22 protein-coding genes, 1 tRNA gene and 3 pseudogenes are annotated in these 22,951 nt (G+C 42.2%); 2 read left to right on the forward strand and 24 right to left on the reverse strand.

What is annotated here, in order from left to right; translation table 11 throughout:
* Positions 1-179 precede the first annotated feature (179 nt).
* Positions 180-902: an NAD-dependent deacylase gene (locus ABEV15_RS09990; protein ID WP_498853107.1), complete on the forward strand. Its 723-nt coding sequence runs from the start codon at positions 180-182 to the stop codon at positions 900-902.
* Positions 903-906: 4 nt separating this feature from the next.
* Complete coding sequence (locus tag ABEV15_RS09995; protein WP_498853108.1) at positions 907-1,782, forward strand: fructosamine kinase family protein; 876 nt, start codon at positions 907-909, stop codon at positions 1,780-1,782.
* Between the two features lie 84 nt (positions 1,783-1,866).
* Here the strand turns inward: ABEV15_RS09995 and ABEV15_RS10000 are convergent, their stop codons facing one another.
* From ABEV15_RS10000 to ABEV15_RS10115, 24 genes and pseudogenes are all read right to left on the reverse strand, one after another.
* Positions 1,867-2,574, reverse strand: coding sequence for an ABC transporter ATP-binding protein (locus tag ABEV15_RS10000; RefSeq protein WP_064221174.1), 708 nt, complete (start codon positions 2,572-2,574; stop codon positions 1,867-1,869).
* A complete protein-coding gene (locus ABEV15_RS10005) occupies positions 2,574-3,353 on the reverse strand; it encodes an ABC transporter ATP-binding protein (protein ID WP_064221173.1) in 780 nt (259 codons plus the stop codon). Before ABEV15_RS10005 ends, ABEV15_RS10000 begins: the two co-directional genes overlap by 1 nt.
* Positions 3,343-4,302, reverse strand: coding sequence for a branched-chain amino acid ABC transporter permease (locus tag ABEV15_RS10010; RefSeq protein ID WP_064221172.1), 960 nt, complete (start codon positions 4,300-4,302; stop codon positions 3,343-3,345). Before ABEV15_RS10010 ends, ABEV15_RS10005 begins: the two co-directional genes overlap by 11 nt.
* 15 nt (positions 4,303-4,317) lie before the next feature.
* Positions 4,318-5,196 (reverse strand): branched-chain amino acid ABC transporter permease, encoded by an 879-nt coding sequence (locus tag ABEV15_RS10015; protein WP_132948373.1) that lies wholly within the window; start codon positions 5,194-5,196, stop codon positions 4,318-4,320.
* A gap of 105 nt (positions 5,197-5,301) precedes the next feature.
* The gene (locus ABEV15_RS10020; protein WP_064221170.1) at positions 5,302-6,495 is read right to left on the reverse strand and encodes an ABC transporter substrate-binding protein; all 1,194 of its coding nucleotides are present in this window, start codon (positions 6,493-6,495) and stop codon (positions 5,302-5,304) included.
* A 395-nt stretch (positions 6,496-6,890) separates the two neighbouring features.
* Positions 6,891-7,829, reverse strand: a complete 939-nt coding sequence (panE, locus tag ABEV15_RS10025) for a 2-dehydropantoate 2-reductase (RefSeq protein WP_498853109.1) — start codon at positions 7,827-7,829, stop codon at positions 6,891-6,893.
* A 114-nt stretch (positions 7,830-7,943) separates the two neighbouring features.
* Positions 7,944-8,147, reverse strand: a complete 204-nt coding sequence (locus ABEV15_RS10030; RefSeq protein ID WP_498853110.1) for a YbdD/YjiX family protein — start codon at positions 8,145-8,147, stop codon at positions 7,944-7,946.
* Positions 8,140-10,218 (reverse strand): carbon starvation CstA family protein, encoded by a 2,079-nt coding sequence (locus ABEV15_RS10035; RefSeq protein WP_498853111.1) that lies wholly within the window; start codon positions 10,216-10,218, stop codon positions 8,140-8,142. Before ABEV15_RS10035 ends, ABEV15_RS10030 begins: the two co-directional genes overlap by 8 nt.
* A 189-nt stretch (positions 10,219-10,407) precedes the next feature.
* A complete protein-coding gene (locus ABEV15_RS10040; protein ID WP_498853112.1) occupies positions 10,408-10,842 on the reverse strand; it encodes a CDI toxin immunity protein in 435 nt (144 codons plus the stop codon).
* A gap of 224 nt (positions 10,843-11,066) precedes the next feature.
* Positions 11,067-11,139 (reverse strand) — tRNA-Arg (locus ABEV15_RS10045).
* Between the two features lie 219 nt (positions 11,140-11,358).
* A complete protein-coding gene (locus ABEV15_RS10050; protein ID WP_498853113.1) occupies positions 11,359-12,192 on the reverse strand; it encodes a TetR family transcriptional regulator in 834 nt (277 codons plus the stop codon).
* Between the two features lie 506 nt (positions 12,193-12,698).
* Positions 12,699-13,679 (reverse strand): restriction endonuclease, encoded by a 981-nt coding sequence (locus tag ABEV15_RS10055; protein WP_498853114.1) that lies wholly within the window; start codon positions 13,677-13,679, stop codon positions 12,699-12,701.
* Between the two features lie 171 nt (positions 13,680-13,850).
* Positions 13,851-14,368, reverse strand: a pseudogene (locus ABEV15_RS10060) (hypothetical protein).
* A gap of 223 nt (positions 14,369-14,591) precedes the next feature.
* Positions 14,592-15,737, reverse strand: a pseudogene (locus ABEV15_RS10065) (restriction endonuclease); the annotation flags it as partial.
* A gap of 115 nt (positions 15,738-15,852) precedes the next feature.
* Positions 15,853-16,323, reverse strand: coding sequence for a hypothetical protein (locus ABEV15_RS10070; protein WP_237420179.1), 471 nt, complete (start codon positions 16,321-16,323; stop codon positions 15,853-15,855).
* Between the two features lie 198 nt (positions 16,324-16,521).
* Positions 16,522-16,890 (reverse strand): hypothetical protein, encoded by a 369-nt coding sequence (locus tag ABEV15_RS10075; RefSeq protein WP_237420178.1) that lies wholly within the window; start codon positions 16,888-16,890, stop codon positions 16,522-16,524.
* A 125-nt stretch (positions 16,891-17,015) separates the two neighbouring features.
* Entirely contained in the window at positions 17,016-17,162 is a 147-nt protein-coding gene (locus tag ABEV15_RS10080) for a hypothetical protein (protein WP_171700856.1), read from the reverse strand.
* Positions 17,163-17,219: 57 nt separating this feature from the next.
* Positions 17,220-17,792 carry a hypothetical protein gene (locus tag ABEV15_RS10085; RefSeq protein WP_339172653.1) on the reverse strand — a complete coding sequence of 191 codons (573 nt, stop codon included), beginning with the start codon at positions 17,790-17,792 and terminating at the stop codon, positions 17,220-17,222.
* A complete protein-coding gene (locus ABEV15_RS10090) occupies positions 17,779-18,516 on the reverse strand; it encodes a hypothetical protein (protein WP_498853115.1) in 738 nt (245 codons plus the stop codon). Before ABEV15_RS10090 ends, ABEV15_RS10085 begins: the two co-directional genes overlap by 14 nt.
* Positions 18,517-18,733: 217 nt before the next feature.
* Entirely contained in the window at positions 18,734-19,357 is a 624-nt protein-coding gene (locus ABEV15_RS10095; RefSeq protein ID WP_498853116.1) for a hypothetical protein, read from the reverse strand.
* 54 nt (positions 19,358-19,411) lie between these two features.
* Positions 19,412-20,206, reverse strand: a complete 795-nt coding sequence (locus tag ABEV15_RS10100) for an NERD domain-containing protein (RefSeq protein ID WP_498853117.1) — start codon at positions 20,204-20,206, stop codon at positions 19,412-19,414.
* 35 nt (positions 20,207-20,241) lie between these two features.
* Complete coding sequence (locus ABEV15_RS10105; RefSeq protein ID WP_498853118.1) at positions 20,242-20,760, reverse strand: hypothetical protein; 519 nt, start codon at positions 20,758-20,760, stop codon at positions 20,242-20,244.
* 338 nt (positions 20,761-21,098) lie between these two features.
* Positions 21,099-21,608 carry a hypothetical protein gene (locus tag ABEV15_RS10110; protein WP_061580481.1) on the reverse strand — a complete coding sequence of 170 codons (510 nt, stop codon included), beginning with the start codon at positions 21,606-21,608 and terminating at the stop codon, positions 21,099-21,101.
* 84 nt (positions 21,609-21,692) lie between these two features.
* Positions 21,693-22,545 (reverse strand): annotated as a pseudogene (locus ABEV15_RS10115) (Rpn family recombination-promoting nuclease/putative transposase).
* Positions 22,546-22,951 lie beyond the last annotated feature (406 nt).

The raw sequence follows: 22,951 nt of genomic DNA on the forward strand, positions 1-22,951 counted from the left end.
AAAGAGCACCTCTTTCCTGGGTTTGTTTGTGTGGTTACTTACATTCTACAGGAAAGGTGCTCTTTTTTCTATGTTTTTATGGATATTATTGGTTAATCAACACACGTGGTTGTCAATATTTTTGTTATTCTATAATTAATCCCCATTAACTTTTAATAAAACGTTAGGAAGGTGGAGCTATGTTAGCGCAATGGTTAAAGACGTCTAGGTATACGGTTGTGCTTACAGGTGCTGGAATGTCGACAGAAAGCGGACTTCCTGATTTCCGTTCGGCGCAGACAGGATTATGGAGTAAGGAAAACCCGCAACAGCTGGCAAGTACATACGCACTCGAGCACAATCGGGATGAGTTTACCGCATTTTATCAATATCGTATTCGTACGCTTCACCAATGCAAACCGCATGCAGGACATATCATTTTAGCCGAGTGGCAGAAACGCGGAATCGTCCAAAGCATCATTACGCAAAATGTGGACGGATTTCATCAGCAAGCAGGCAGTGAAAACGTGATCGAACTTCACGGATCATTGAGAACGGTTCACTGTCAACGATGTCATAAAGTGTATGATAGCAACCTGTATATCAATGAACAATTTAATTGCGCTTGTGGCGGTTTTTTGCGACCGTCTGTCGTCTTATTTGGCGAATCTCTTCCATCAGATGCGATCGATCAGGCATGGTTGGCTTCGCAAAAAGCGGAATTATTGATCGTATTAGGCTCTTCTTTACAAGTATCGCCAGCCAATCAACTGCCCCTCATAGCGAAACGAAACGGTGCCAAGCTGGCCATTGTCAATATGGAACCGACGGAATTGGATGAATGGGCGGATTTCGTCGTCCATCATCGAAAAATCGGTGAAGTTCTTAAAGAAATGGATCATGAGTTAAAAGCGGGGGAATGAAAATATGAACGTTTTGGACATTTTGCGGAAGGCGCTTGACGACATTGGTGACCGAACAGCAATCATCCAGTGCCAAAGCGTGTCTGGGGGCGATATTAACTCCGCCTATTATGTCAGAAGCAAGCATCGCTCGTATTTTGTAAAAGTAAACAAAAAGATTCCTCCTCGTTTTTTCAAAAGTGAAGCAGCTGGTCTCGAATTGCTTCGAAAAATAAATACGGTTAAAGTCCCAAACGTATATTACGTCATGGAAGAAGAAAGCGGGGCATATGGTTTGCTTTTGCTTGAATGGATTGAAGGGGAAAAAACAGAACAAACAGCCGTATTGCTTGGTCAAGCAGTCGCTCAACTTCATCAATGTTATGGTCAGCATTTTGGTTTGGCTGAAGACAATTATATCGGCCGACTACCACAAAAAAATGGATTATATGAAAATTGGATGGATTATTTTGTGAAATGCCGGCTTCTTCCGCAAATCCAATTAGCCGAACAAAAAGGAAGAATGCCGACAGCTAGACGAAATAAACTAGAAAAGTTGCTAGTTTCGCTCGAACGATGGCTTCCGCAGCAATGCCGCCCTTCTTTACTGCATGGTGACCTTTGGGGAGGCAATTGGATTGTCGGTGCAAAAGGGATGCCTTACTTAATTGACCCTTCTGTGTTTTATGGCCATTATGAATTCGAGATCGCGTTTACGGAATTATTTGGCGGATTTCCAGATCAATTTTATGAAGCGTACAAGGAGATTCAACCGCTTTCTCCCGAATATGAGGAAAGAAAAGAGCTGTATCAACTGTTTTATCTGCTCGTTCACCTCAATTTATTTGGAGAAACATACGGTTATTCCGTCGATCGAATTTTGCAAAAGTATGTTGGATAATTTTACTAAAACAAGAAAGAGAGCGAAACACGGTTACAGTGAAGCTCTCTTTCTTGTTTTAGATGAACATTCCGGTACTCGATATCAATGCCCTCCAAGATACGCCATCTTTACCTGTTCACTAGCGTTCAACTCTTCCGCTGAACCAGACAAAACAACACGGCCGGATTCAATGACATACGCCCGATCCGCCACAGAAAGTGCCATATTCGCGTTTTGTTCCACTAGCAAGATGGTCGTTCCCGATGAATTAATTTCTTCAATAATTCGGAAAATCGTTTTGACTAGCAAAGGGGCAAGGCCCATAGATGGTTCATCTAAAAGGAGGAGACGCGGACGTGCCATTAATGCACGGCCTATGGCCAACATTTGTTGTTCACCACCCGACAACGTTCCAGCAAGTTGCTTTCTACGTTCATGAAGCCGAGGAAACAGATGATACACTTTCTCAAAATCCTTCTGAATTTCATTTTTATCCTTCCTTAAAAAGGCACCCAACTCTAAATTTTCTTCCACAGTCATATTGGCAAAAATGCGACGGCCTTCCGGAACATGAGAAATTCCTTGTTTGACAATCATCTGAGCGGCTTTGCCTGCAATCGATTGCCCTTCATACAAAATATCTCCATTTTTTGGTTTTAACAATCCGGAAATCGTCTTTAACAATGTGCTCTTGCCAGCGCCGTTTGCTCCAATGAATGTGACGATTTCTCCTTCATTTATTTCAAGTGAAACCCCTTTTAACGCTTGAATATTCCCGTAAAATACATCAATGTTTTCTACTTTTAGCATTATGACACCTCCTCGCCGAGATACGCTTCAATGACTTTAGGATGATTCCGGATCTCTTCAGGTGTACCATGCGCGATGAGCTGTCCGTGATCAAGCACGTAAATTCGTTCGCATACTCCCATCACAAGAGACATATCATGCTCAATAAGTAAAATGGTTAAATTGAACTTTTCTCTTATAAAAGCAATTAAATTCATCAGTTCCTTTGTTTCCTGCGGATTCATTCCCGCTGCAGGCTCATCAAGCAACAATAATTTTGGATGTGCCGCCAACGCCCTGGCAATTTCTAAACGCCGTTGCTGACCGTATGGCAAATTTTTCGCTTTTTCATACATAAAACCCTCAAGCTTAAAAATTTTTAAAAATTCGATTGCCTTTTCTTCGATTTCTTTTTCACCGGAAAAATGAGAAGGTAAACGAATAATGGAACTTAAAATGGAATGACGAGCCAGAGAATGGTATGCAACCTTTACGTTATCAAGTACGGAAAGTTCACCGAACAAACGAATGTTTTGGAACGTACGACTAATCCCTTTTCGTGTAATTTTGTAAGGGGGTAGCCCGTTTAGCTTTTCATTCCCTAATACAATGCTACCTTCTGTCGGTTCATATACACCTGTCAGCAGGTTGAAGAAAGTCGTTTTACCAGCCCCATTTGGTCCAATTAAACCAATCAATTCCCCCGGATATAATTCGATGTTTACGTCAGACAATGCTTTTAAGCCGCCAAATTGAATGCCGACATGATCAACTTTAAGCAACGGTGTGTTAGTTGTCATTCTGTTTTCCCCCTTCAGCCGCTCTACCAAACTTGATGAATGAAGTCAATTCTTGCGTACCTAACAATCCTTTTGGACGGTACAACATGACCAATATGAGCACTAAACTGTACAGGATCATTCGAGTCTCCGGATATTCTTGAAGGAACGTAGAAACAATTGTCAACAGAATCGCAGCGATTACTGCGCCAGACATGCTTCCTAATCCTCCAAGCACAACAAAAATCAAAATATCAAATGACTTCAAAAAACCAAAATTCGTTGGCTGAATAATATAGAAGTTATGCGCATAGAGACCTCCAGCAATGCCGGCAAAAAAAGAGCCAATCACAAACGCTGTCACTTTATAGTACGTTGTATTAATCCCCATAGAATCCGCTGCAATTTCATCCTCACGAATCGAAATGCAGGCACGGCCATGAGTGGAATTTGTAAAGTTTGCAATGACAATAATGGCGATAAGCATGCAGGCAAATACCCACGGCCAAGTTGTGAGGTGGGTTACCGTCATCCCGCTGGCACCGCCAACATAGTCTACGTTTAACAGAATAATGCGTACGATTTCTCCAAAACCAAGTGTAGCGATCGCCAAATAATCCCCCTTTAGACGAAGGGTAGGAATACCAATTAAAAGCCCTGCTACAGCAGCAGTAACACCACCGACCAGTAAAGCAAGTGAAAACGGCATTTGCAGTTTCATTGTCATAACGGCAGACGCATAGGCGCCCACAGCAAGAAATCCGGCATGACCAATGGAAAACTGTCCTGTAATTCCAATAATGAGATGAAGACTGACGGCTAGGATAATATTAATAGCCATATAAAACAGGGTATTGATATAAAAGGAATTAAGTATTCCTCTCGATATCAATAGCTGAACCACTATAAAAAACACAATCGCTAACACCATTGACAGCCAAAATCCATTGATTCGTTTGAAAATTGTCATGCTCTTCTACCCTCCTTACACTTTTTCTTTTACATTTTTTCCGAATAAACCCGATGGTCGGAAAATTAGAATAAGTATAAGAACGATAAAAGCCACTCCGTCACGCCAGAGTGAATATCCAAGGCCGCTTACAAGTGATTCAATCACACCAAGCACAAGACCGCCGACCATAGCCCCCGGAATGATGCCGATCCCACCTAACACTGCCGCTACGAAGGCTTTTAGACCTGGAATAATCCCCATAAGCGGTTCAATTTTAATATAGTAAATCCCGAAGATGACACCCGCAGCACCTGCCAAGGCAGATCCGATTGCAAACGTTGCGGATATTGTATTATCCACGTTAATCCCCATTAATCGAGCTGCTTCTGCATCATAAGAAACAGCACGCATGGCTTTCCCTATTTTCGTTTTATGAACGATTAACTGAAGGAGAATCATCAATACAATGGAAGTACAAAGTATTAATATAGACTGACTGCTAATTGTTACGCCAAATAGTTCAATTTTTTTATCTGGTAGTATTGTCCCAGGATATGCTACTGGCTGAGCACCGCGTGCATAGATCATCCCGTATTCAATTAGAAGTGAAACCCCGATTGCAGTGATTAGAACTGCAATTCTTGTAGCGTTTCTCAAAGGCTTATAAGCAATTCGTTCAATGAATACGCCCAATAATGCGCAGACAACCATGGCCAATAGCAGCGCTGGGAAGAATCCTAGATGTAGACCTGTAATCGCATAAAATCCTACAAACGCACCTACCATAAACACGTCGCCATGAGCAAAATTAATAAGCCTCACTATTCCGTACACCATCGTATATCCGAGAGCGATTAGCGCATATATACTGCCAAGAGATATTCCGTTAACGAGTTGTTGAATGAGTTCCATATTTGCACTCTCCTTGGGAAGTACTGTTATTTCTTTTAGAAGGATTAGACGCTATTAAAATAGGGGGGACATGCCCCCTATTTGATTCATACCATGATGATGGTATTATGGATTCACTTTTGTTTTAAACTGCTGCTCACCGTTTTTATATTCAAGAATAGCGGCAGATTTAATTGGGTCATGGTTCTCATCAAGAGTCAATGTTCCTGATACAAGAGAGAGGTCTTTCGTTTGTGCGAGTGCTTCTTTAATTTTCACCGGATCTGCATCTCCCGCGCGTTTAATAGCATCAGCAAGGAAATACGCCGTATCATATCCAAGCGCGTTAAACGCATCCGGAGATTTATTGTATTTCGCTTTAAATGCTTTTATGAAATCCTGGATTTTAGGATCTGGATCGCCGGAAGAATAGTGGTTTGTAATAAATGTATTATTTAAAGCTTCTGGGCCAGCTATTTCGACAAGAGTTGGAGAATCCCATCCGTCACCGCCCATAATCGGAACTTTAATACCAAGTTCACGGGCTTGCTTCACAATTAGTCCTACTTCTTCATAGTAACCAGGTAAGAACAAAAATTCTGGATTAGCTGATTTAATCCGTGTAAGAGTCGCTCGGAAATCGGTGTCTTTTGCAACATAGGCTTCTTCCGCTACAATCTTTCCGCCGTTTTCCTCAAATGCTTTCTTAAAAGAGGAAGCAAGTCCTTTTGAATAATCACTAGAACTATCAATGAGAATAGCTGCATTTTTTACTTTCAAATCATCAATTGCGAATTTAGCTGCTACCGTACCTTGGAAAGGATCAATGAAGCATGTTCGGAATACAAAGTCGTTTACTTTGCCGTCTTTATTGGTGATAGTAGGATTCGTTCCAGAAGGTGTAATTAACGGAATTTTGTTATCCTGTGCAACTTGGACCTGAGCGAGCGTATTTGTACTTGTTGCTGCTCCTATAATCGCTACAACTTTATCTTGGCTAATCAGTTTAATAGCTCCGCTAGTCGCTTCCGCTGCATCAGATTTATTATCTACTTTTACAAGTTCAATTTTTTTTCCGTTAATGCCTTCTTTATTAATCTCCTCAATCGCTAGTTCCAGACCTTCAGCAATGGATTGTCCATATGAAGCCGCTCCACCAGACAATTCAAGGTTAGCGCCAATTTTTATTGTATCGCCGCCCCCTCCATTATTGTCTGATGAATTCGTTCCAGCATTTTGAGTTCCGCCATTACATCCTACCATTAGACCAGCAGTGATCATAAGTGACATAAAAACTCCAACTAATTTTTTCTTTTTCATCATTTACCTCCATCATAAAAAATTTTTTAAAATTTTCGACTAACTACAGATCCCTTCTATAACTAAATCCACATCCCCCCATACCTTTTTATAAACAACAAACAGAATAACTTTTCTCAATTGATTTGATTTTATAAAAATTCTTTCTTCTCGTCTAGATGTATAATAAAATTACTTAAAAAATTACGAATCATTTTGAATGCATATGTCTTTTTACTATCTAAAAATTAATAACCAATCTACATATAATGAACGTTTATAACCTTTATTTCCCTTTCTTAGCTTTTTTGATCCATCCATCGTTCTTTATCAACTGTTACTTTTGGGTTAAAATTAATTTGCTTTTAAGGAATAATTTATTAATGAAAATAATAAAGAAGCTGACTCATCATCGCTCAAAAGCGATGTTTTGAGTCAGCTCCTCGCTGTTGTTCATATAGTTTCAAATGATGATAAACCGCTTTTAGCAGCGGTGTGTCAATGTGGTACTGTTGGGCAAGTTTCAATAAATAACCTTGAAGATGGTCTGCTTCCACCATTTGTCCTTTTTCCATGTCACGCTGCATCGAAGACTTCATCTCTGGTGCCAATTTGTTCATTTGCTCTAACTGTTTCTCCTCAATCTGTTCAGCGATCGGCGCCCCGTGCGCTCTCATCACGGCCGCGATTTCTTTCAGCAATCTCAAAATGATTTCTTGTCCATATTCCCCAGCGCGAATTGGACCGATCGGAGCCCGGAATAATGTCGTTACTCCCGACATCGTCGCAATAAACAAATATTTATGCCACATATCCGTGGCAATCTGATCACTCAAATGAAAATGTGCATTGCAACCCGTGAATAACTGTTCGAGTTTCTTCACTCTTTCCGTGATTTCCCCTGACCATTCACCAAACTTTACGTCATGTGACGAACTGGATTGAACGATCGTTCCTTGCTCATCTAATGTCGTTTCGATAAAACAGAGACCGCCTAATACGTTCTCTTTCCCAAACTCGCTCCAAAGCAGATCCATATGCGCCATGCCATTTAACAACGGCAAAATGAGCGTCTCCTTACCGACATATGGTTTAACATCTTGAATCGCTTCGTGCAAATGATAAGCCTTATTCGAAAAAATAACAAGATCAAATGCCTCTGCCTTTTCCCCTGCCATGATCGTTTTTGGCGTTAACACGGTATTCCCATGAACGCTTTGAATCACTAACCCTCGTTCTTGCAACTGTTGTTTTCGCCGTTTACGCACAAGAAATGTCACATCAATCCCTTTTTCCAACAACCGACCGCCAAAATATCCCCCCACTGCACCGGCGCCGACAACTAATACGCGCATCCATGATTCCCCCTTATGAAACATAGCTAACAATCAAGATCAGTAGATGGAACAATTTCAAATCCGTCTTCATTCACGCAAGAGAAAAGGGAGAGGATGGTCTCCCTTTTCTCTTTAGCAACAACGTGACACTTTCCCGCCTTTGCCGTTATATCTCGCCTCTTGTACCTCGCAAAAAAACTCTTTACGCGACTTAATCGGTTCTCCGGGATGGTGTGTTTTCATATGCTCAACATATTTTTCGTAATTCGGCACCCCAACAAGCAAGTCAAGAAATTGTCTGCGATAGGCAAGAATCGTTTCTAGAAACTTACGCATAGTGTTTTACCTCATCTCCTGGTTCACGTGGTATATAAGGTGCTTCTTTTAATGGGACATTATTGTTTTTCAATACTTTGATCCACACATTAATTGAGAAAATAAGCATCGCTAAAACAACAAGCATGAAAATTGCACATAGCGTCGCATCAATATAGTCGTTTATAATGATTTGCTGCATTTGCTCCTTTGTTGTAGCAGGAGGTAAGATATTTCCTTGCTGAAGCTCATCTTTAAATAGTTTCGCATGAGCTAAAAAGCCGATTTTTGGATGATCGTGGAATAATTTTTGGAATCCGGCTGTCATCGTTACGACTAAAATCCAAGTAGTCGGAACTAATGTGACCCATACATAGGCTTTTTTGCCCATTTTAAGAAGAATGGTCGTACCTAATAACAAGGCAATTGCTGCAAGCATTTGGTTTGCGATGCCGAAGAGCGGCCATAACGTATTGATTCCGCCAAGTGGATCAATAACCCCTTGATACAAGAAATAGCCCCAAGCAAGTACGCACAATGTTGTTGCAATAATATTCGCAGGTAAAGATTCGGTTTTTGCAAACGGTTTATAGAAATGTCCGAGAAGATCTTGAATCATAAAGCGACCAACACGCGTCCCCGCATCAATCGTCGTTAAAATAAACAATGCTTCAAACAAAATTGCAAAATGGTACCAAAATGCCATTAACGCTTTTCCGCCAATGATTTCGGACAAAATCACCGCCATGCCGATCGCTAAAGTCGGCGCTCCGCCCGTACGTGATAAAACGGTTTCTTCACCGACATTCTCCGCTAATTCTTTTAAATCATCAGGAGTAACCGTAAATCCCCAAGATGAAACCGTTTGTGCCGCTTGAACAACATCTTGACCAATAGCTGCAGCTGGGCTGTTAATCGCGAAATACGTACCCGGTGTTAAAACGCATGCCGCAATTAATGCCATGACAGCAACAAATGACTCCATCAACATGGCACCATAACCGATTGGACGGGCATGGCTTTCGCGCTCGATCATTTTCGGCGTCGTTCCCGAAGATACGAGAGAGTGGAAACCGGAAACCGCTCCACACGCAATTGTAATAAACAAGAACGGGAATAAATTGCCGGCAAACACCGGACCTGTGCCGTCAACGAATTTCGTAATCGCCGGCATTTGCAAATCAGGTGCAACAAAAAGAATTCCTAATGCCAAACCAACAATCGTTCCAATTTTTAAGAACGTGCTTAAATAATCGCGTGGCGCAAGCAACAACCATACCGGCAATACTGAAGCGACGAAACCGTAGCCAATCATTAAAAGTGCGATTGTTTCACCTTTAAATGTGAACATGTTTGCTAATGTCGGATTTTCCGCTACATATTGGCCAGCTACAATAGAAAGCATTAATAAAACAAAACCAATGAATGAAGCTTCACCAACGCGTCCCGGTCTCATGTAGCGCATATATACTCCCATAAAGATCGCGATTGGAATAGTCGCCGCGATCGTAAACATTCCCCACGGACTTCCTACAAGCGCTTTCACAACCACTAATGCTAATACAGCTAACAATATAATCATGATTCCTAAAATGCCCAGCATCGCGATAAAGCCCGTTACAGGACCAATTTCTTCCTTAATCATTTCGCCAAGCGATTTGCCGTTACGACGCATCGATGCGAATAAAATGATAAAATCCTGCACCGCACCTGCCAACACAACGCCGACAATGATCCAAAGCGTTCCGGGCAAATACCCCATTTGCGCTGCTAAAATCGGACCGACAAGCGGACCGGCTCCAGCAATCGCAGCAAAGTGGTGGCCGAAAAGCACCCACTTGTTTGTTGGAACGTAATCTTTTCCATCGTTAAAAATTTCCGCTGGCGTTTTTCGATTGTCATCAAGTTGAAATACTTTTTTGGCGATAAATTTGCTGTAAAAACGGTAAGCAACGGCGTATACGCAAACCGCAGCAACAATCAGCCAAATCGCGTTGACTGTCTCACCGCGATTTAATGCCAACACCGCAAAACCAGTTGCTCCGAGAGCAGAAATAAGTCCCCAAAGCAAAATCGATTTAAGACCTTTCAATCTTTTTTCCCCCTTTGTGTCTTTATTTAACAAACATATTATACTAATAATTCTGAATATTAACAATAATTTCTCTAATTGCAAATAGAGAAATGCTTTACATGTTTTATTTATGTTTTCAACACTAACTAACGGTCAACTACCCAACGACTAAAGCCGTGGGCTTAGAACAGTGCCAGGCACTGTTCGCTACTCCCCCTCCTCTCCAGCATGAAAATGCCTCTTCTTTTCAGGAACACCGATCGTCACAACACCATCATGAAAACATTCGATTGCATACTCTCCATGTTGGCAAAGAATAAAAGTGTCTGACCCCACTGCCACCACATCATCAATAGCATGCAGAACTCTCTCTAATGTCGTCTGGATGCCAGGGTTATCAGAATAATTCCATAGCACAATCACATCGTAATGATCAATTCCCCTTTGCCGCAGCCAATCAACTACTTCCGATGCATGCTTTATGTGTTTCTTTTCCGATACCTTTTCCCAATCGATTCTCCCCCAAGGCAAGATCGGAAATAATGTGCACAAATAATCAAAATATGTTTCGGTTTCCCTGCTCGTTAACATCCTCAAGTTCTCATGGCCTATTGCATAAACACACTCTTCAAATAATGTCATGTTTGTCCCCCGCTTCAATATCGTTCGATGCCACTGTATGTACTGTATATATTTTTATGTCTTTTCCACATGCATTGAACTCAACGTGAGCGCCACTCTACATTCCTTGCCTCAATAAGAATGATATTCACCCCATCGGATTCCCAAAAAATGAAAAACGACTGCAAACGCAGTCGTATCAAGGGGTTTACGAATGTTCATCCGAACTAGTCGGATCATTGGAACGGCCCCGAGAGGATTCGAACCTCCGACGCACGGTTTAGGAAACCGACGCTCTATCCACTGAGCTACGGGGCCATATGGCTCTCCTTTTTCATTCTATCCATCTGCGCCTAAAAATTCAATAGCTGATAGACAAACAAAATAGAGAACTCCACCCCCGATCTCTCCAAAGTTCGCTCTTCGCTCCCAGCAATTTGGATTCGTCGGCTTGGATCGACCCACGTTTTCCCGCGGAACGTTCAAATCGCCTGCCCAAAACGTCTTGCCCGATGCGGAAAAACAGCCACGATCATCTTACCATGACGTCCCGTATTCGTCTGGATTGAGAATCCTATGCACCCTCGCGGCATCATCCTCGACACTCACAAAGTGGTTCGTTTCCTTCGGCCCCAGTCCTCGAACCTCCCCATGAAGACGCCCGATTTTCTCCAGCGTTCCGTTTCCGATGTCCCAGCTGTACACTTCCTCCTTTGCATGATAGCTGTGGCCAAAATACGCATAGTTCCCCCTCACACATACAGCGGTCGATCCGCGCAGCTGCTCGGGTGCTTTGTATCTCCGCACCGTCTTTTTGCAAGGATCCACCTGAATAAGCGAAAAATCATCATAAGGAAAAAGCCACAAGGTCGAATACTTCCCTTTGCACATCGCATAGCAATCAATGATCATGGGGCGGTCTGTCAAATGGGAATGATATTGGAATATCGGAGAACCGTCCAATCGAAACAAAACCAATCCTTCCGTCGAAATTCCTTTGCCGAACACGCCTTCATCAAAGTAGCCGATCCAGATCCCTTCTTTTCCAATCGCTATGTCTTCAATCCCATCGCCGCCGCAAAAGGAATGTTGTACATTTCCATGCAGATCTACCAAAAACACATTATGGCTGATTCCGTCACTTCTCGCATCCGCCAGCAAAAAGCGCTCACTGTCGACCCAGCGAATGATGGGAAAGCGAACAGAGACGTCCGGATGAAGAACAGTTCCATTCACGACGCACTCCAACCGTCGGCGGTTTCTTTGCACAACGATCCATCCCCACCGATCGCTCCAATCCGCATCGATCAGCCGAATCCCGCTTCGTTCCGACACAATGGAATAGAACGTATAGGTGACGATTTGCAACATTCATCCCCTCTCAAAAACACCATCTTTACAGCCACACACCACCATTGCCCTTGCATTTAGACGCCCCGTCTGCACGGCAACGCGAAGCGATGGGATTCGCCGCAGCCTTGAACCGCTGCTTCCCTGATCGCAGGCAAGACGACCTTCTCCGTCCACCGCCCTTGCAAACACACGCAACTGGATCAGCGTCCTCGACGAGCGCCATCCGCACGACGAACGGTTGGCCGTTTGTCATCATCAACATCCTTGGCCGAATCGTCCCCCACGTGGAAAGAACGGTTCCTCACGGAGGAAACCAACAATAAGGGATATCATTCGTGAACATAAGGCCGAAATCCTGCATGTACGAAAAAATGGAGAGCTGGGGAAAGCTCTCCGTTTTTCGCTTGTGTGTTCCATCCAAGTCAATACGACGAAATCCCTGCCTTGGCATAAAGGCTCAACAAACATCAACTCGCTTAATCGGGAAAACCTCGAGCAACTAGGAAATCGGCCCCAAACGGCTTTTATTCAGGCACATACATTTTCTGTAGCGGAAGCAGCGCTCTCGCATCGCTAGGCATGTTCTCATACCAATGGACAATCAAGTTGACCAGCTCTTCCAAATCAATCAGTTTCACGGAATTATGTTTGGCGACTGCCTCTGCGTGGGACGTAAAACCGCCTGTTGAGACGAACAGGCAATTGGCATCAATCGGGTTGGCCCCGAGAAGTTGCTGGATTTCCGGAGCCGAGGCGGCGCTTTTGCGATGCTTCACTTGCACCTTGATTACAGGTTTTTCAAAGCCAAACGCGTCCTTATAGGCGAGCACATCCACACCGCCGTCAGGGCCTTTCGGGCTGACTTGCACATTGTACCCCATTGCTTGAAGCAAGCCCGCCACTAAATCTTGCATTTGCCACGGATCAAGCTTGTCCACTTTGTCTTGGATCATCATCAACGCTTTTCCAACAAGGTCTTCGACGATTTCTTCCGTTTCCCCCTCTTCATGTTGAGGTTTGGGAAATGGTTCACTGTGTAAACGCTGCTCGATTTCATCGCCCCATTCGTCCACTCGAAACACCGTCAGCGTCGAACCTAAACTGTTCTTCGCTCCGTCTGACAGCGAATCCCTTGGAACTGTCGCATTTTCCCATTTTACCCGGATGATGTTCGGATAATAGGGATGCCCGATGGAGGGATCGTAACGATGCTCTTCTGTCACGGTTCCAACAATGTATTCCCTTTTCTCTTTTGAATATGTGATCACTCGATCGCCCTTTTTGATTTCATGGGCAAACCGCCATACTTGATTCACCCAACTCGTTCTCGATTTTGGTTTTGACTCGGCAAACACTTCATCCGCCTTTCGCTGCAGCTGTTCTTTCGACCGAAAGCGCTTCGGATCGCCCAATCTCGCCCAACCGATCGATGCGATGCCCTTTTCCAGCCAAAGCGGAATCAGTTCATTGCGATCGCCCGCGCGGATCATCCACCATTTTGACATCCAGGTTCCTCCTTTTGGCAAAAAGAAATCGCTCCGTGAAGCAGTCATTCTTCTAAAAACAGGAACTGAAACAATGAGCCTATAGCTCACCGCTATAGGCACTACATTTAAGATGTGCCAAAACGAACAAACCGTATAACATAAGCCCATCCATCGGTGTTCTTCACCTAATTACAAACTGTTTAATCGATTTCGTTCAATTTTGATCGTATGATCTTTTCCATCAATACATCTGCGCGCTTGCTGCCGTAGAGGCGAAGCTTGGGAGAGCCTTTCACCGCTTTTATGGAAAGCCGCGGAGTTCCCCGCACTTGTTGTCTTTGCAGGTCGACACACTCGAGAAACTCATTCCAACGGACGATGGCAATCACTTGATTGGAGTCACTCGGCTGTTTCTGTGCGCAGACAAATGCAAACACGATTTCTTTTTCCTGGCTGTGTTCGAGATCAATCTTGTGAATTTCAGCAATCTCATGATCACTGAATACAAACGACCAAGTGAAATCTTTGGAGCCGGATGGATTCGTGTTGTATTTCGTGTACATAATATAGCTCGCTTTATTCGTCGTGACTTCATAAATTTGTCGGTTGTCATTTTCCTTTTCAAACAGCGCCGGCGCCAACCCGCCATTGACCAGCGCGGAAAGAAGCGCTCCATAGTAATAATCCGCTTTGCGAATCGTCGCCATCCGTGTCCCCTCCCTTTGTCATAGATAAAAAGATTCGATTGATTTGATTGTATCAACTTTTGTAAAACATTGCCGTCGAACTTTGTCGACCAGCAAAAAAATACAAAAAGAGCGGTGCGTTACCGCTCTCCCTTTCTATATCTGATAGATTTATTGCCCAAAGCAGTTTGCGGGCGAATACGTAAAGATACTAAAGCCCGCGGCTTCTGTTTTGTCCCCACCTTCAACGGCTTAAGGCTCGTAACATAAACCGCTCGACATCATTCTCCGGTCCGATGAATTCCACGTCTGTTCCGATGGCTTGGAAGTGTTTGCGGGCGAAGGCAATTTTCGCTGCTTCGCCTGGCCGCAGCTCATCCTCCCATTCCTGTCCTTTCGTCTCGAGGACGAAGTACAGTTTTTCCTCTCCATCCTTTTCGATGACAAGCGCCCAGTCGGGATTGTAGGAACCGATCGGGGTGTCTATTTTAAACCAACTCGGCAGTTTGACGTACACTTTTACGTTCTCACCGTGTTCAAAACGTTTGGCGAACCGCTCTTCCACATCGGAATCGTAAAGGATATGGTCAAACGGCGATTTTTCGCTCGGGATGGCGTTGTCGTTCAAATAGGCGAGCAGCTCTTCGTTTTGGAACAGTTCGACCGCGTAATACGCATCATCACCAATTTTGTAATATTTCACGCCATCTTTCAGCAACAGCCTCATTTGGCGCTGGATGATGTTTGCCACTTCTTCAATAAACTTTTGCGGATTGTTTTTGAAATCATCGAGCCGTTTGTAGCCGGTTAAGATGCGGACAATCGTCTTGCGTGTTAAATTCGTGCGGTTTTGCAGCTCGGTAATGACGTCTGGAAGCGTATGGTGCAAGCTGACGTAATCCTCCACTTTTTCGCTGACCACCTGAGCCTGTACGCCTGTCACATGATCAATTTCCACCCTTCCTTTCCGGCTGACAATGCGGATTTTTTCAATGGGCTTCATTTCCTGAATGGCGGCGATGCACAAGTCAGTGAGCTGTTCGCTGTCAAAATCGACCGAATAGACGGTTTTGTATTTGATTTTGTCCCACAATTGCCGAAACTCTTCTTGATTGAGAACCGCCATATTGACATGGACTTTTTTCTTTTTCGTCCCATCTTTGATCGGCAATGCTTGCAAGTGGCGTTTTATTTCTTTTACGATCGCTGGAAGCCATGGCTGAAACTCCGAACTTAAGCGCAAGTCATAGTTTTCTATTGCTTTCTTTAATTCAGAGGTGACCATGCTATGCTTATCGATATAGCCGTTTTGCTTCAATTCTTCATATAATTTCACCGATAAATCGTAGCCCATTTGCATCGGCTCTTCCGTCTTCTCGTCGATATAAATATATAAGTGGCAATTTTGTTTTACATGGCATTGTTCGCTCTTCTTGTCACCGTGCCAGCTTGTTAGGTGATAAAGTAAAGACGGGACATGGAGGTCGGAAATTCTTTATTACAACCTATATAGATCGTTCATTGCTAAATGTAATTTTATAAAGTGTATATTGCTTATGCTTAAAATTCCACGTACTAACAATTTCAATCGTTGAAGAGAAATAGTTTAGCATCATTTCAGTGAGCGTTCGATCATAAGATACAATGAGCTTTACATTTTGATTTTCAATGATTGTTTTACGAATAAGGGAAAGTCTGTTGTTGGCCGCTTCATCATAATAATCATCTACAGAACTCCAAATAGATTCATAAGGTTTTATGCTTTTTTTAGACGGCTTGGGCAATGGCATCATTTCACCAAGAAAATGATTGGAACTTTCTCTCCCTAATTGCTTTGCATAAAAAATGTAATGATTAATATTTTCAACAGTTACATCTCTTCCTTCGAATTCCAAAATAAAAGCCGCTATATAGCGCCAAACATTAGGGCCTATCCATGATGATAGCGGTAATATGGTACAAACCTTCCCAAACATGCCGAAAATCCATTTGAAGATGAAACTTTGAGCGAATCTCTAAACTTTGTTCAAGGGTTTTCGTACGGTGTCTCCATATTTCTGCCCCACCTTCTTCAACCCCAAGAAACCAAAACGGGGCATTGACATTTCCGTAGCCAATCCAATTATACAAACATGAACGAACCAGTCTCTCAAAAGAAGTTGAAGTTTCCAGCCTTACTGCTTCATTTCGTTGCTGTCATGGTTCAAATTTGTGCCAGTTTGTATCATTTCAACACTTTTCCCTGACATAGACCTTATGGCAATCTCAATCACTTCCCTTAACTGTTGCTCAGAAAAATTTGCAATGTTTATCCATCCTCGCGGATCAACGTTATATCCTTTTTTCTTTATGATTTCACTATCCATATACTTGCCATTTACATATCCATTTCCACTAGGGGATAACTCCCTAGCTAATATTTTCCCTCTTTGCAAGCTTTCTGGATAAACATAATTTACTCGATTGTTACTTATAGGCTTTTCTTGTAATTGCTTAAATGACCGAAAAATAGCTTTCTTATGCTCAAAGCTCAGCATGTTCATTCCTCTCCCCCCATATCTTTAATACGATGCTCCTTGGCCAGCGATTCCCGATTCACGGGAAAAAAGCAGGGCTTGCCATATCTTCGCCGTAAGCAGTGTGAAATGGCAATTATACTCTATCGTGTTCATTTTAAAACTCCCAAATAACTAAATTCTTTTGTACCAGGCAGTTTTCTGCAATAACCGTTTTCTCTTTCGCCGTTTCTCCATTTATCCAACTCCGCTAGACGGAATATTGCCATCCGAATAGGCATTTCTATTTTGATCCCCACGCACCGCCCCTCCTCAGTCCGTCAACTGTTTTGATTTCCCTAATTCCAGTTTATCTGTCACAAACGATTCAACTCATCAAACACCCTATCCTTAATGTTCGTTGATGTAATGGATAATAAATCAATTTTCTTTGAAATAACTTCTTGAATTCTACCATATTTTTCTGAAGTTTTTTCGTCATTTGGAACGCGTTTAAACACTCCATTTTCAGATTCATGATTAGTAAAGTTATTGCCATCATATAAAGGCCAGTAGAAAAACCAATGCTCAGAAACGCTCGGTGGTTTATCCCAATGTTCAAGGGTTGAATATACGTATTTGCATAACGTCATCCGTGGTTCTTCTTCAAATGAGATTTCAACTGCATAGATTGGGTCGTTTTTCAACCCATTCCCCGACTGGCAAGGAGGGGCGGAATCTCTCTGATATAGCTTGATAAAAGATTGAATGAACCAGCCTCGATACTCGCGGTCCGATTTCCAACGCAAAAATTGCGGGGTCACCGGAACAAATCCACATTCGACCGATTGACGGTCCATTTCCGCCAACAGTTTATCGACACTCTCGTACGTTTTTCGCACAACCTCGAAAGCGTTTTTTATGTTTTCCTGTACGCTAACAGAATTCATAATACCCCTCCTTTTCAATACGGTTGGCACTTAAATGAAAAAACTGTTCATCTGTATAAAAATGAAAGTAGGAGCAGTGGTCAACTAAAGGACAAGCAAGGCTTTGAAAGTTTTGAAAGCGATCAAATCCCTTTTTTCTCAATAAAGCAACCAAATCCTCCAATATTAACCTTTGAAACTCATTGAATGTTTCATTTTTTTGCACGTACACCATTTGATGGAGCACTTCTTGCCACGATAAATACCCAAAATGAACACCGCTTGGCAGTTTTCTGTTTTCCATCACCTTTTTAGCAATCATATTCACTTCTGGTTCCGTTCCTAATAAGAGCAAAAACTTTGGCGTCTGCCCTTTACCCTTTAATAAATCACTCGCTTCTCGCTCCAATTGATCGTCTGATGATAAAGGACTATGGTATTTCACTTCGATTCCTATGGTCAAATGATCCAATTCAAGTAAAACATCGATTTCGCTTCTTTCCCCCTTGACCCAAAACTTAACCTTATCCCCTATAAACTCGTCTTTTTGCATCTCCAAACCGTTTATGAACACCGTTTGATCAGTTTGAGAAAAAAATACTGCCTTGCTTAAAATCGGCTTAATCCCTTTGTGAAAAGGGAGATAACGCGACGTACCAAATACGTTCGCTGTCAGCTGATCTTCAAGCCGCTCGCTTAAATTCGAACCGTCTGATGATATTTTTCCATGTATTTCAGCTAACAAACTTTCTCCCCCCCTGTCTGTGCCCATACATTCGACAAGTGACAGGATCCGCGTGCAACGAAGCTTCTCCTGTCGCACTCTAATTTTTTAATTGCTTCTCATAACACTTCTTCATCACAACAGATAAATCCGGGTTAATCAAGTCTTGCCCGAGACGTTTTCGTTCCTGACACAGCTTTTCTTCGATAGGTGACAACAGACACTAAAACTATTTCTCTCAACTATATACGTCCCCAACATGAACGGCTACATATCGGAACTCGCCATGTTTATCTTGGTTGATAGTAGAATAATGGTGCCATTTCAATTGATATCTCCCTTTAATAAAGATCGGCGCATCACGGTTTTCTTTCGTCCCTGCTGATGCACGTTCCTGCCATTTTAACTCCCCGGTGATGATCCGGTTTTCATGAATGCGAAACTCGCAGTCCACCGTATTTGGTCGCATCGGCTCGGTCCAATACAAATGGTCATTCGTTAGCAGCACAACGATCCCGTATACATTCCTTCTCCTCATTGTTATTCGTTCTAACTTTTCCACTTGCGCCAAAAAATCATAACGACCCTGATCCTGAGCACCGTGGTGCTTCAATTCAATCGTTTGCCCGTTTTGCTTTATCGTGACCCGAGCGAGCTTGTTCATTAAACAAATCGCGTATTGGCGCCCACTTTCCGGCTCTTCCACCCACAAATCGATCAGATAATCATGAAAGCGTTTGTTCTCCTCGACGCGGAATTTTTCTTGAAGCTGAAATTTTAATGACTGTTTAAATGCTTCTTTTGAAGCAAAAAATCGATACTTTTGCGATAGGCGTTCCAATTCCTCGTGAATAGAAAACATCATTTTCCTCCTTCCCTTATCTATAGTTGCTGCCCAAACGGCCGTGTTGCAAGTTCAGCCAATCGACTGCGTAAACTTGCATTTCGGATAATTATTGCAACCTTTAAATGTTCCGTATTTTCCTTTCCGAACGATTAGAACACCGCCACATTTTGGACAACGGTTTTGCTGTATATGTTGTTCCGTCTGCTTTTGCTTCGTTCGAATCGTTTGCACGTGCCGCTTTTTCATTTCTTTTTCTTGTGTCTTATCTTTGGCAAGCACTGTTTCTAATTTTTGAGCTAAACGTTCCTTTGTTTCCCTATCGATCACTTTTGTTTGATGTTGCTCGAGCACTTGTTTCAATTGTTTCGGATAAACCACATAAGCATGGGCAAAATGAGCATTTGATTTAAACTTTGCCCGCGTCAAAAACACGACAACCGAGTGAATCGGAATATGCGCAAACTCCTCCCCAAGCCAGTCTCTTAACGCCTTGATATGCCCTTTGTTCTGCAAAATAGGATTAAGAAATTTTTCTTTTCGTTTATAAATGACTTGCGTCCAATATTTTGACGTTTCATCTCCGAAAATCCAGCCGCTGTAATTTTTCGTTTCGATGACAAACAGTCCTTGATCGGAAAGGATAACATGATCAATTTGCGAAGTTGAACCGTCTTGTTTTGGAATATACAGGTTATGAAAAGCTTTGTATTTTCCGGATGATGTTGCTTCTATATTTTTAATTGCTTTACGGACTTTATATTCTCCATACGATCCAATCCATTCCGCTTCTTTTGACTTGATCCATCTTGCCAATAAGGCAAGCAAACATAAAAGAAGCAGTGTATAGAAAAGATTCACGTTCATCTGCCCCCCTCCCTTTTCACATCCCCCATACCACTTTACAGATTACCTAGGCGATTTCGTTCAATTTTGATAGTGTTATCTTTCCCGTCCAACATATCAGCACGCTTGCTGCCGTAAATGCGAAGCCACGGGGAACCTTTGACCACCTTCACCGACAGCCGCGCTGTTCCGCGAATCTGTTCTTTTTCGATATCCACGCATTCGAGAAATTCATCCCAGTAGACGATGGCAATCATTTGGTTGTAATCACTTAACTGCTTCTGGCCGCAAATAAAGGCAAAGATAAATTCTTTTTCTTTGTTGTTTTCATGATGAATCTTGATAATTTCTTCTATCTCATTGTCGCTAAACGAAAAGGACCAAGTGAAATCCTTGGAACCTGATGGAGTGGTATTGTACTTCGTATAAATGATATAACTCGCTTTATTCGTCGTGACTTCGTATATTTGCCGGTTGTCGTTTTCTTTTTCAAACAGTGCCGGCACGAGTCCCCCGTTGACCAACGCAGAAAGCAACGCCCCGTAATAGTAATCGGCTTTGCAAATCGTTGCCATGGTGATCCCCTCCCCTTCGTTCCTACAACAAAAATCTCAGTCAATTTGATTGTACCAATCGTTGCAGAAAAATACTATAGAACATTGTCAAATCGTCTATAAATTACCTATGCCCAACCAACATACATACCGAAAATTCGAGCGACCATAACAAAAAAAAGCTGCCCCCATCATCCTTAGGGCAACTTTCTCCTTTAGCGGGTAACAACAGCTGCCGAGCCAATACGTATCCGGTGAACCCATGAAAAAACGCTGTGGCCAGCTCTTTATTTAAATAAGCGGTCGTGGTCAATCGTTATACATTTCACTCCACATGCAAAATATCGTTTGAAATCTCTTTATTTCCTCCCATAATGTATACGTTCTCGCTCCCGGTTAAATTCTTCATGCAACTTCCCTTGTTCGTATTCCATCAAATAATTTAATGTCTGCTCAATGGTTGCTATTTTCATTGTTATTAATATATCGGAAGAAGTATCCGCATCATCTAATAATGTTCTCTTGTATCTCTCCAGTTCCAAAAGGCGCTCCATTATTTCTTTAAATCCTCTAATCGTCTTTTCATCCTTATAAATAAAATCACGTTCGAAATCAATATCCTCTAATTCCTGTTTATATTTGTTAATCGTGTTATCACGCATTTGTCTTGCAAAATCAGCTCTTCTTTGAATCGGACCAAAACGAAATTTATTTCTCCATGATAAAAATGTACTTTTAGGCACGCCTAACTCGCTTGCCCCTTCCCAAGGAACAACATCTCTAATCACGCAAAGTTCATACATAATCTCTTTCAACGGCTTACCGTACTTTTTTTCTACGATTTCTTGATAATCTTTATTTGTCATCATTGGAATCACATCCTTATTGTGAGTTTATCGCTAAATGTAAAAACGCTATTTCAGGAGCTAGCAGATGCCAAGCACTGTCCCTTCCTACTCATCTTTTACCCTTTTATGAACTTCTTCTTCCGTTAGGTCAAATATATGTGCAATATCGGCAATGCTCATTCCTTTTGCAATCATTTTTCGCATCATTTCTCGCTCTTTTTGCTTAGCTCCTTCACGTTTTCCTTTTTGTTCATACGAAATCAACAATTCCAACACTTGCTCTTTTTCTTTTGTTTCCATTTGATTCACCTCGTTTCGTAATCGTTGTTCTTCTTCATCCGACAATTTCACATATGTTTCAAAAAAGCCCATTAACAATCTCTGCTTTGCTTCATCCAGCTCTAAACGAACTAACATGCGTAAAAACTGTTTTTTCAATTCGATTCGTTCACTTTCAGTGTAACCCATTTTGCTTAACAGCGCAGCGGCGATCGGGTTGTCAATGCGAATGTAGTTGCGCCAATTTTGTTTGCGTAGTTCGACGGTGAAAAAAGCGGAAGTGAAGAATGTTGCCAAACGGAAGTTGAAGCGTAGATGAGGACGGTTCATCGCGGATGGTATCGTAGCTGAAAACGGCAATCGGAACGACATTCGTGCGGTATTTTTCAAACAAGCGGCTAAAGTAAATGAACATCCGTTCAGGAAACGACGGTTGCACGTAGCTTTGATTTTCAATATGGACGATGATCAATCCGTCTTCCCCTTTTAATTTCGTTTCGACTAACAAATCGACGCGATACTTCTCCCCTGCCGTTACATCGGTGAACAGTTCTTCGGATAAAAAAGACAAATGCTGAAAATCAATATACTCGTACATTTCGGGGAAAAAGAGAAGGATAAACTCTTCAAAAAATGCTTGGATCAACTCTTTGAACAAGCGGTCATGGTCAACAGCCATCTGATCACCTCACAACCCATGTTCATGTTCAATTCGAGATATATGTCATTAGGATCGTCCTGTCGGGGAAGTTTTCAGGAGAAAAAGCAGTACGAGTTTATTAAAGCGGAAAGAGAGGAGAAAAGCAAAAGCCTGAAATTGAATTTTCTAAATAATAAAACAAAGAGAGTCAGTCTATGACTCTCCTTTTCTGCAAATCAAGTGAATTTTTTGGAGTGTGAAAACAACAGAACATTTGGTTTTACTCACCCTTCATTGTGAGACAATTTAACGGTGTAGCACCCATAATCTCTCTGACAAGTGGCGAACATTATAGGTCTTATTTTTTGATTATTTCGTTTGTAAATGGAATGTATAAAAATCCTCTATATACATCCAATTTAAAATTTTAACCTCTGATTCACAC

The organism is Bhargavaea massiliensis (genome assembly GCF_050480245.1).
Lineage (GTDB): Bacteria > Bacillota > Bacilli > Bacillales > Anoxybacillaceae > Anoxybacillus.

Excerpts from the sequence above, each read along its gene's own strand:
- ABEV15_RS09990 (WP_498853107.1), top strand. The coding sequence starts at position 180 with ATGTTAGCGCAATGGTTAAAGACGTCTAGGTATACGGTTGTGCTTACA.
- ABEV15_RS09995 (WP_498853108.1), top strand. The coding sequence starts at position 907 with ATGAACGTTTTGGACATTTTGCGGAAGGCGCTTGACGACATTGGTGAC.
- ABEV15_RS10000 (WP_064221174.1), bottom strand. The coding sequence starts at position 2,574 with ATGCTAAAAGTAGAAAACATTGATGTATTTTACGGGAATATTCAAGCG.
- ABEV15_RS10005 (WP_064221173.1), bottom strand. The coding sequence starts at position 3,353 with ATGACAACTAACACACCGTTGCTTAAAGTTGATCATGTCGGCATTCAA.
- ABEV15_RS10010 (WP_064221172.1), bottom strand. The coding sequence starts at position 4,302 with ATGACAATTTTCAAACGAATCAATGGATTTTGGCTGTCAATGGTGTTA.
- ABEV15_RS10015 (WP_132948373.1), bottom strand. The coding sequence starts at position 5,196 with ATGGAACTCATTCAACAACTCGTTAACGGAATATCTCTTGGCAGTATA.
- ABEV15_RS10020 (WP_064221170.1), bottom strand. The coding sequence starts at position 6,495 with ATGAAAAAGAAAAAATTAGTTGGAGTTTTTATGTCACTTATGATCACT.
- panE (WP_498853109.1), bottom strand. The coding sequence starts at position 7,829 with ATGCGCGTATTAGTTGTCGGCGCCGGTGCAGTGGGGGGATATTTTGGC.
- ABEV15_RS10030 (WP_498853110.1), bottom strand. The coding sequence starts at position 8,147 with ATGCGTAAGTTTCTAGAAACGATTCTTGCCTATCGCAGACAATTTCTT.
- ABEV15_RS10040 (WP_498853112.1), bottom strand. The coding sequence starts at position 10,842 with ATGACATTATTTGAAGAGTGTGTTTATGCAATAGGCCATGAGAACTTG.
- ABEV15_RS10050 (WP_498853113.1), bottom strand. The coding sequence starts at position 12,192 with ATGTTGCAAATCGTCACCTATACGTTCTATTCCATTGTGTCGGAACGA.
- ABEV15_RS10055 (WP_498853114.1), bottom strand. The coding sequence starts at position 13,679 with ATGTCAAAATGGTGGATGATCCGCGCGGGCGATCGCAATGAACTGATT.
- ABEV15_RS10070 (WP_237420179.1), bottom strand. The coding sequence starts at position 16,323 with ATGTTTGGGAAGGTTTGTACCATATTACCGCTATCATCATGGATAGGC.
- ABEV15_RS10075 (WP_237420178.1), bottom strand. The coding sequence starts at position 16,890 with ATGAACATGCTGAGCTTTGAGCATAAGAAAGCTATTTTTCGGTCATTT.
- ABEV15_RS10085 (WP_339172653.1), bottom strand. The coding sequence starts at position 17,792 with ATGAATTCTGTTAGCGTACAGGAAAACATAAAAAACGCTTTCGAGGTT.
- ABEV15_RS10095 (WP_498853116.1), bottom strand. The coding sequence starts at position 19,357 with ATGTTTTCTATTCACGAGGAATTGGAACGCCTATCGCAAAAGTATCGA.
- ABEV15_RS10100 (WP_498853117.1), bottom strand. The coding sequence starts at position 20,206 with ATGAACGTGAATCTTTTCTATACACTGCTTCTTTTATGTTTGCTTGCC.
- ABEV15_RS10105 (WP_498853118.1), bottom strand. The coding sequence starts at position 20,760 with ATGGCAACGATTTGCAAAGCCGATTACTATTACGGGGCGTTGCTTTCT.
- ABEV15_RS10110 (WP_061580481.1), bottom strand. The coding sequence starts at position 21,608 with ATGATGACAAATAAAGATTATCAAGAAATCGTAGAAAAAAAGTACGGT.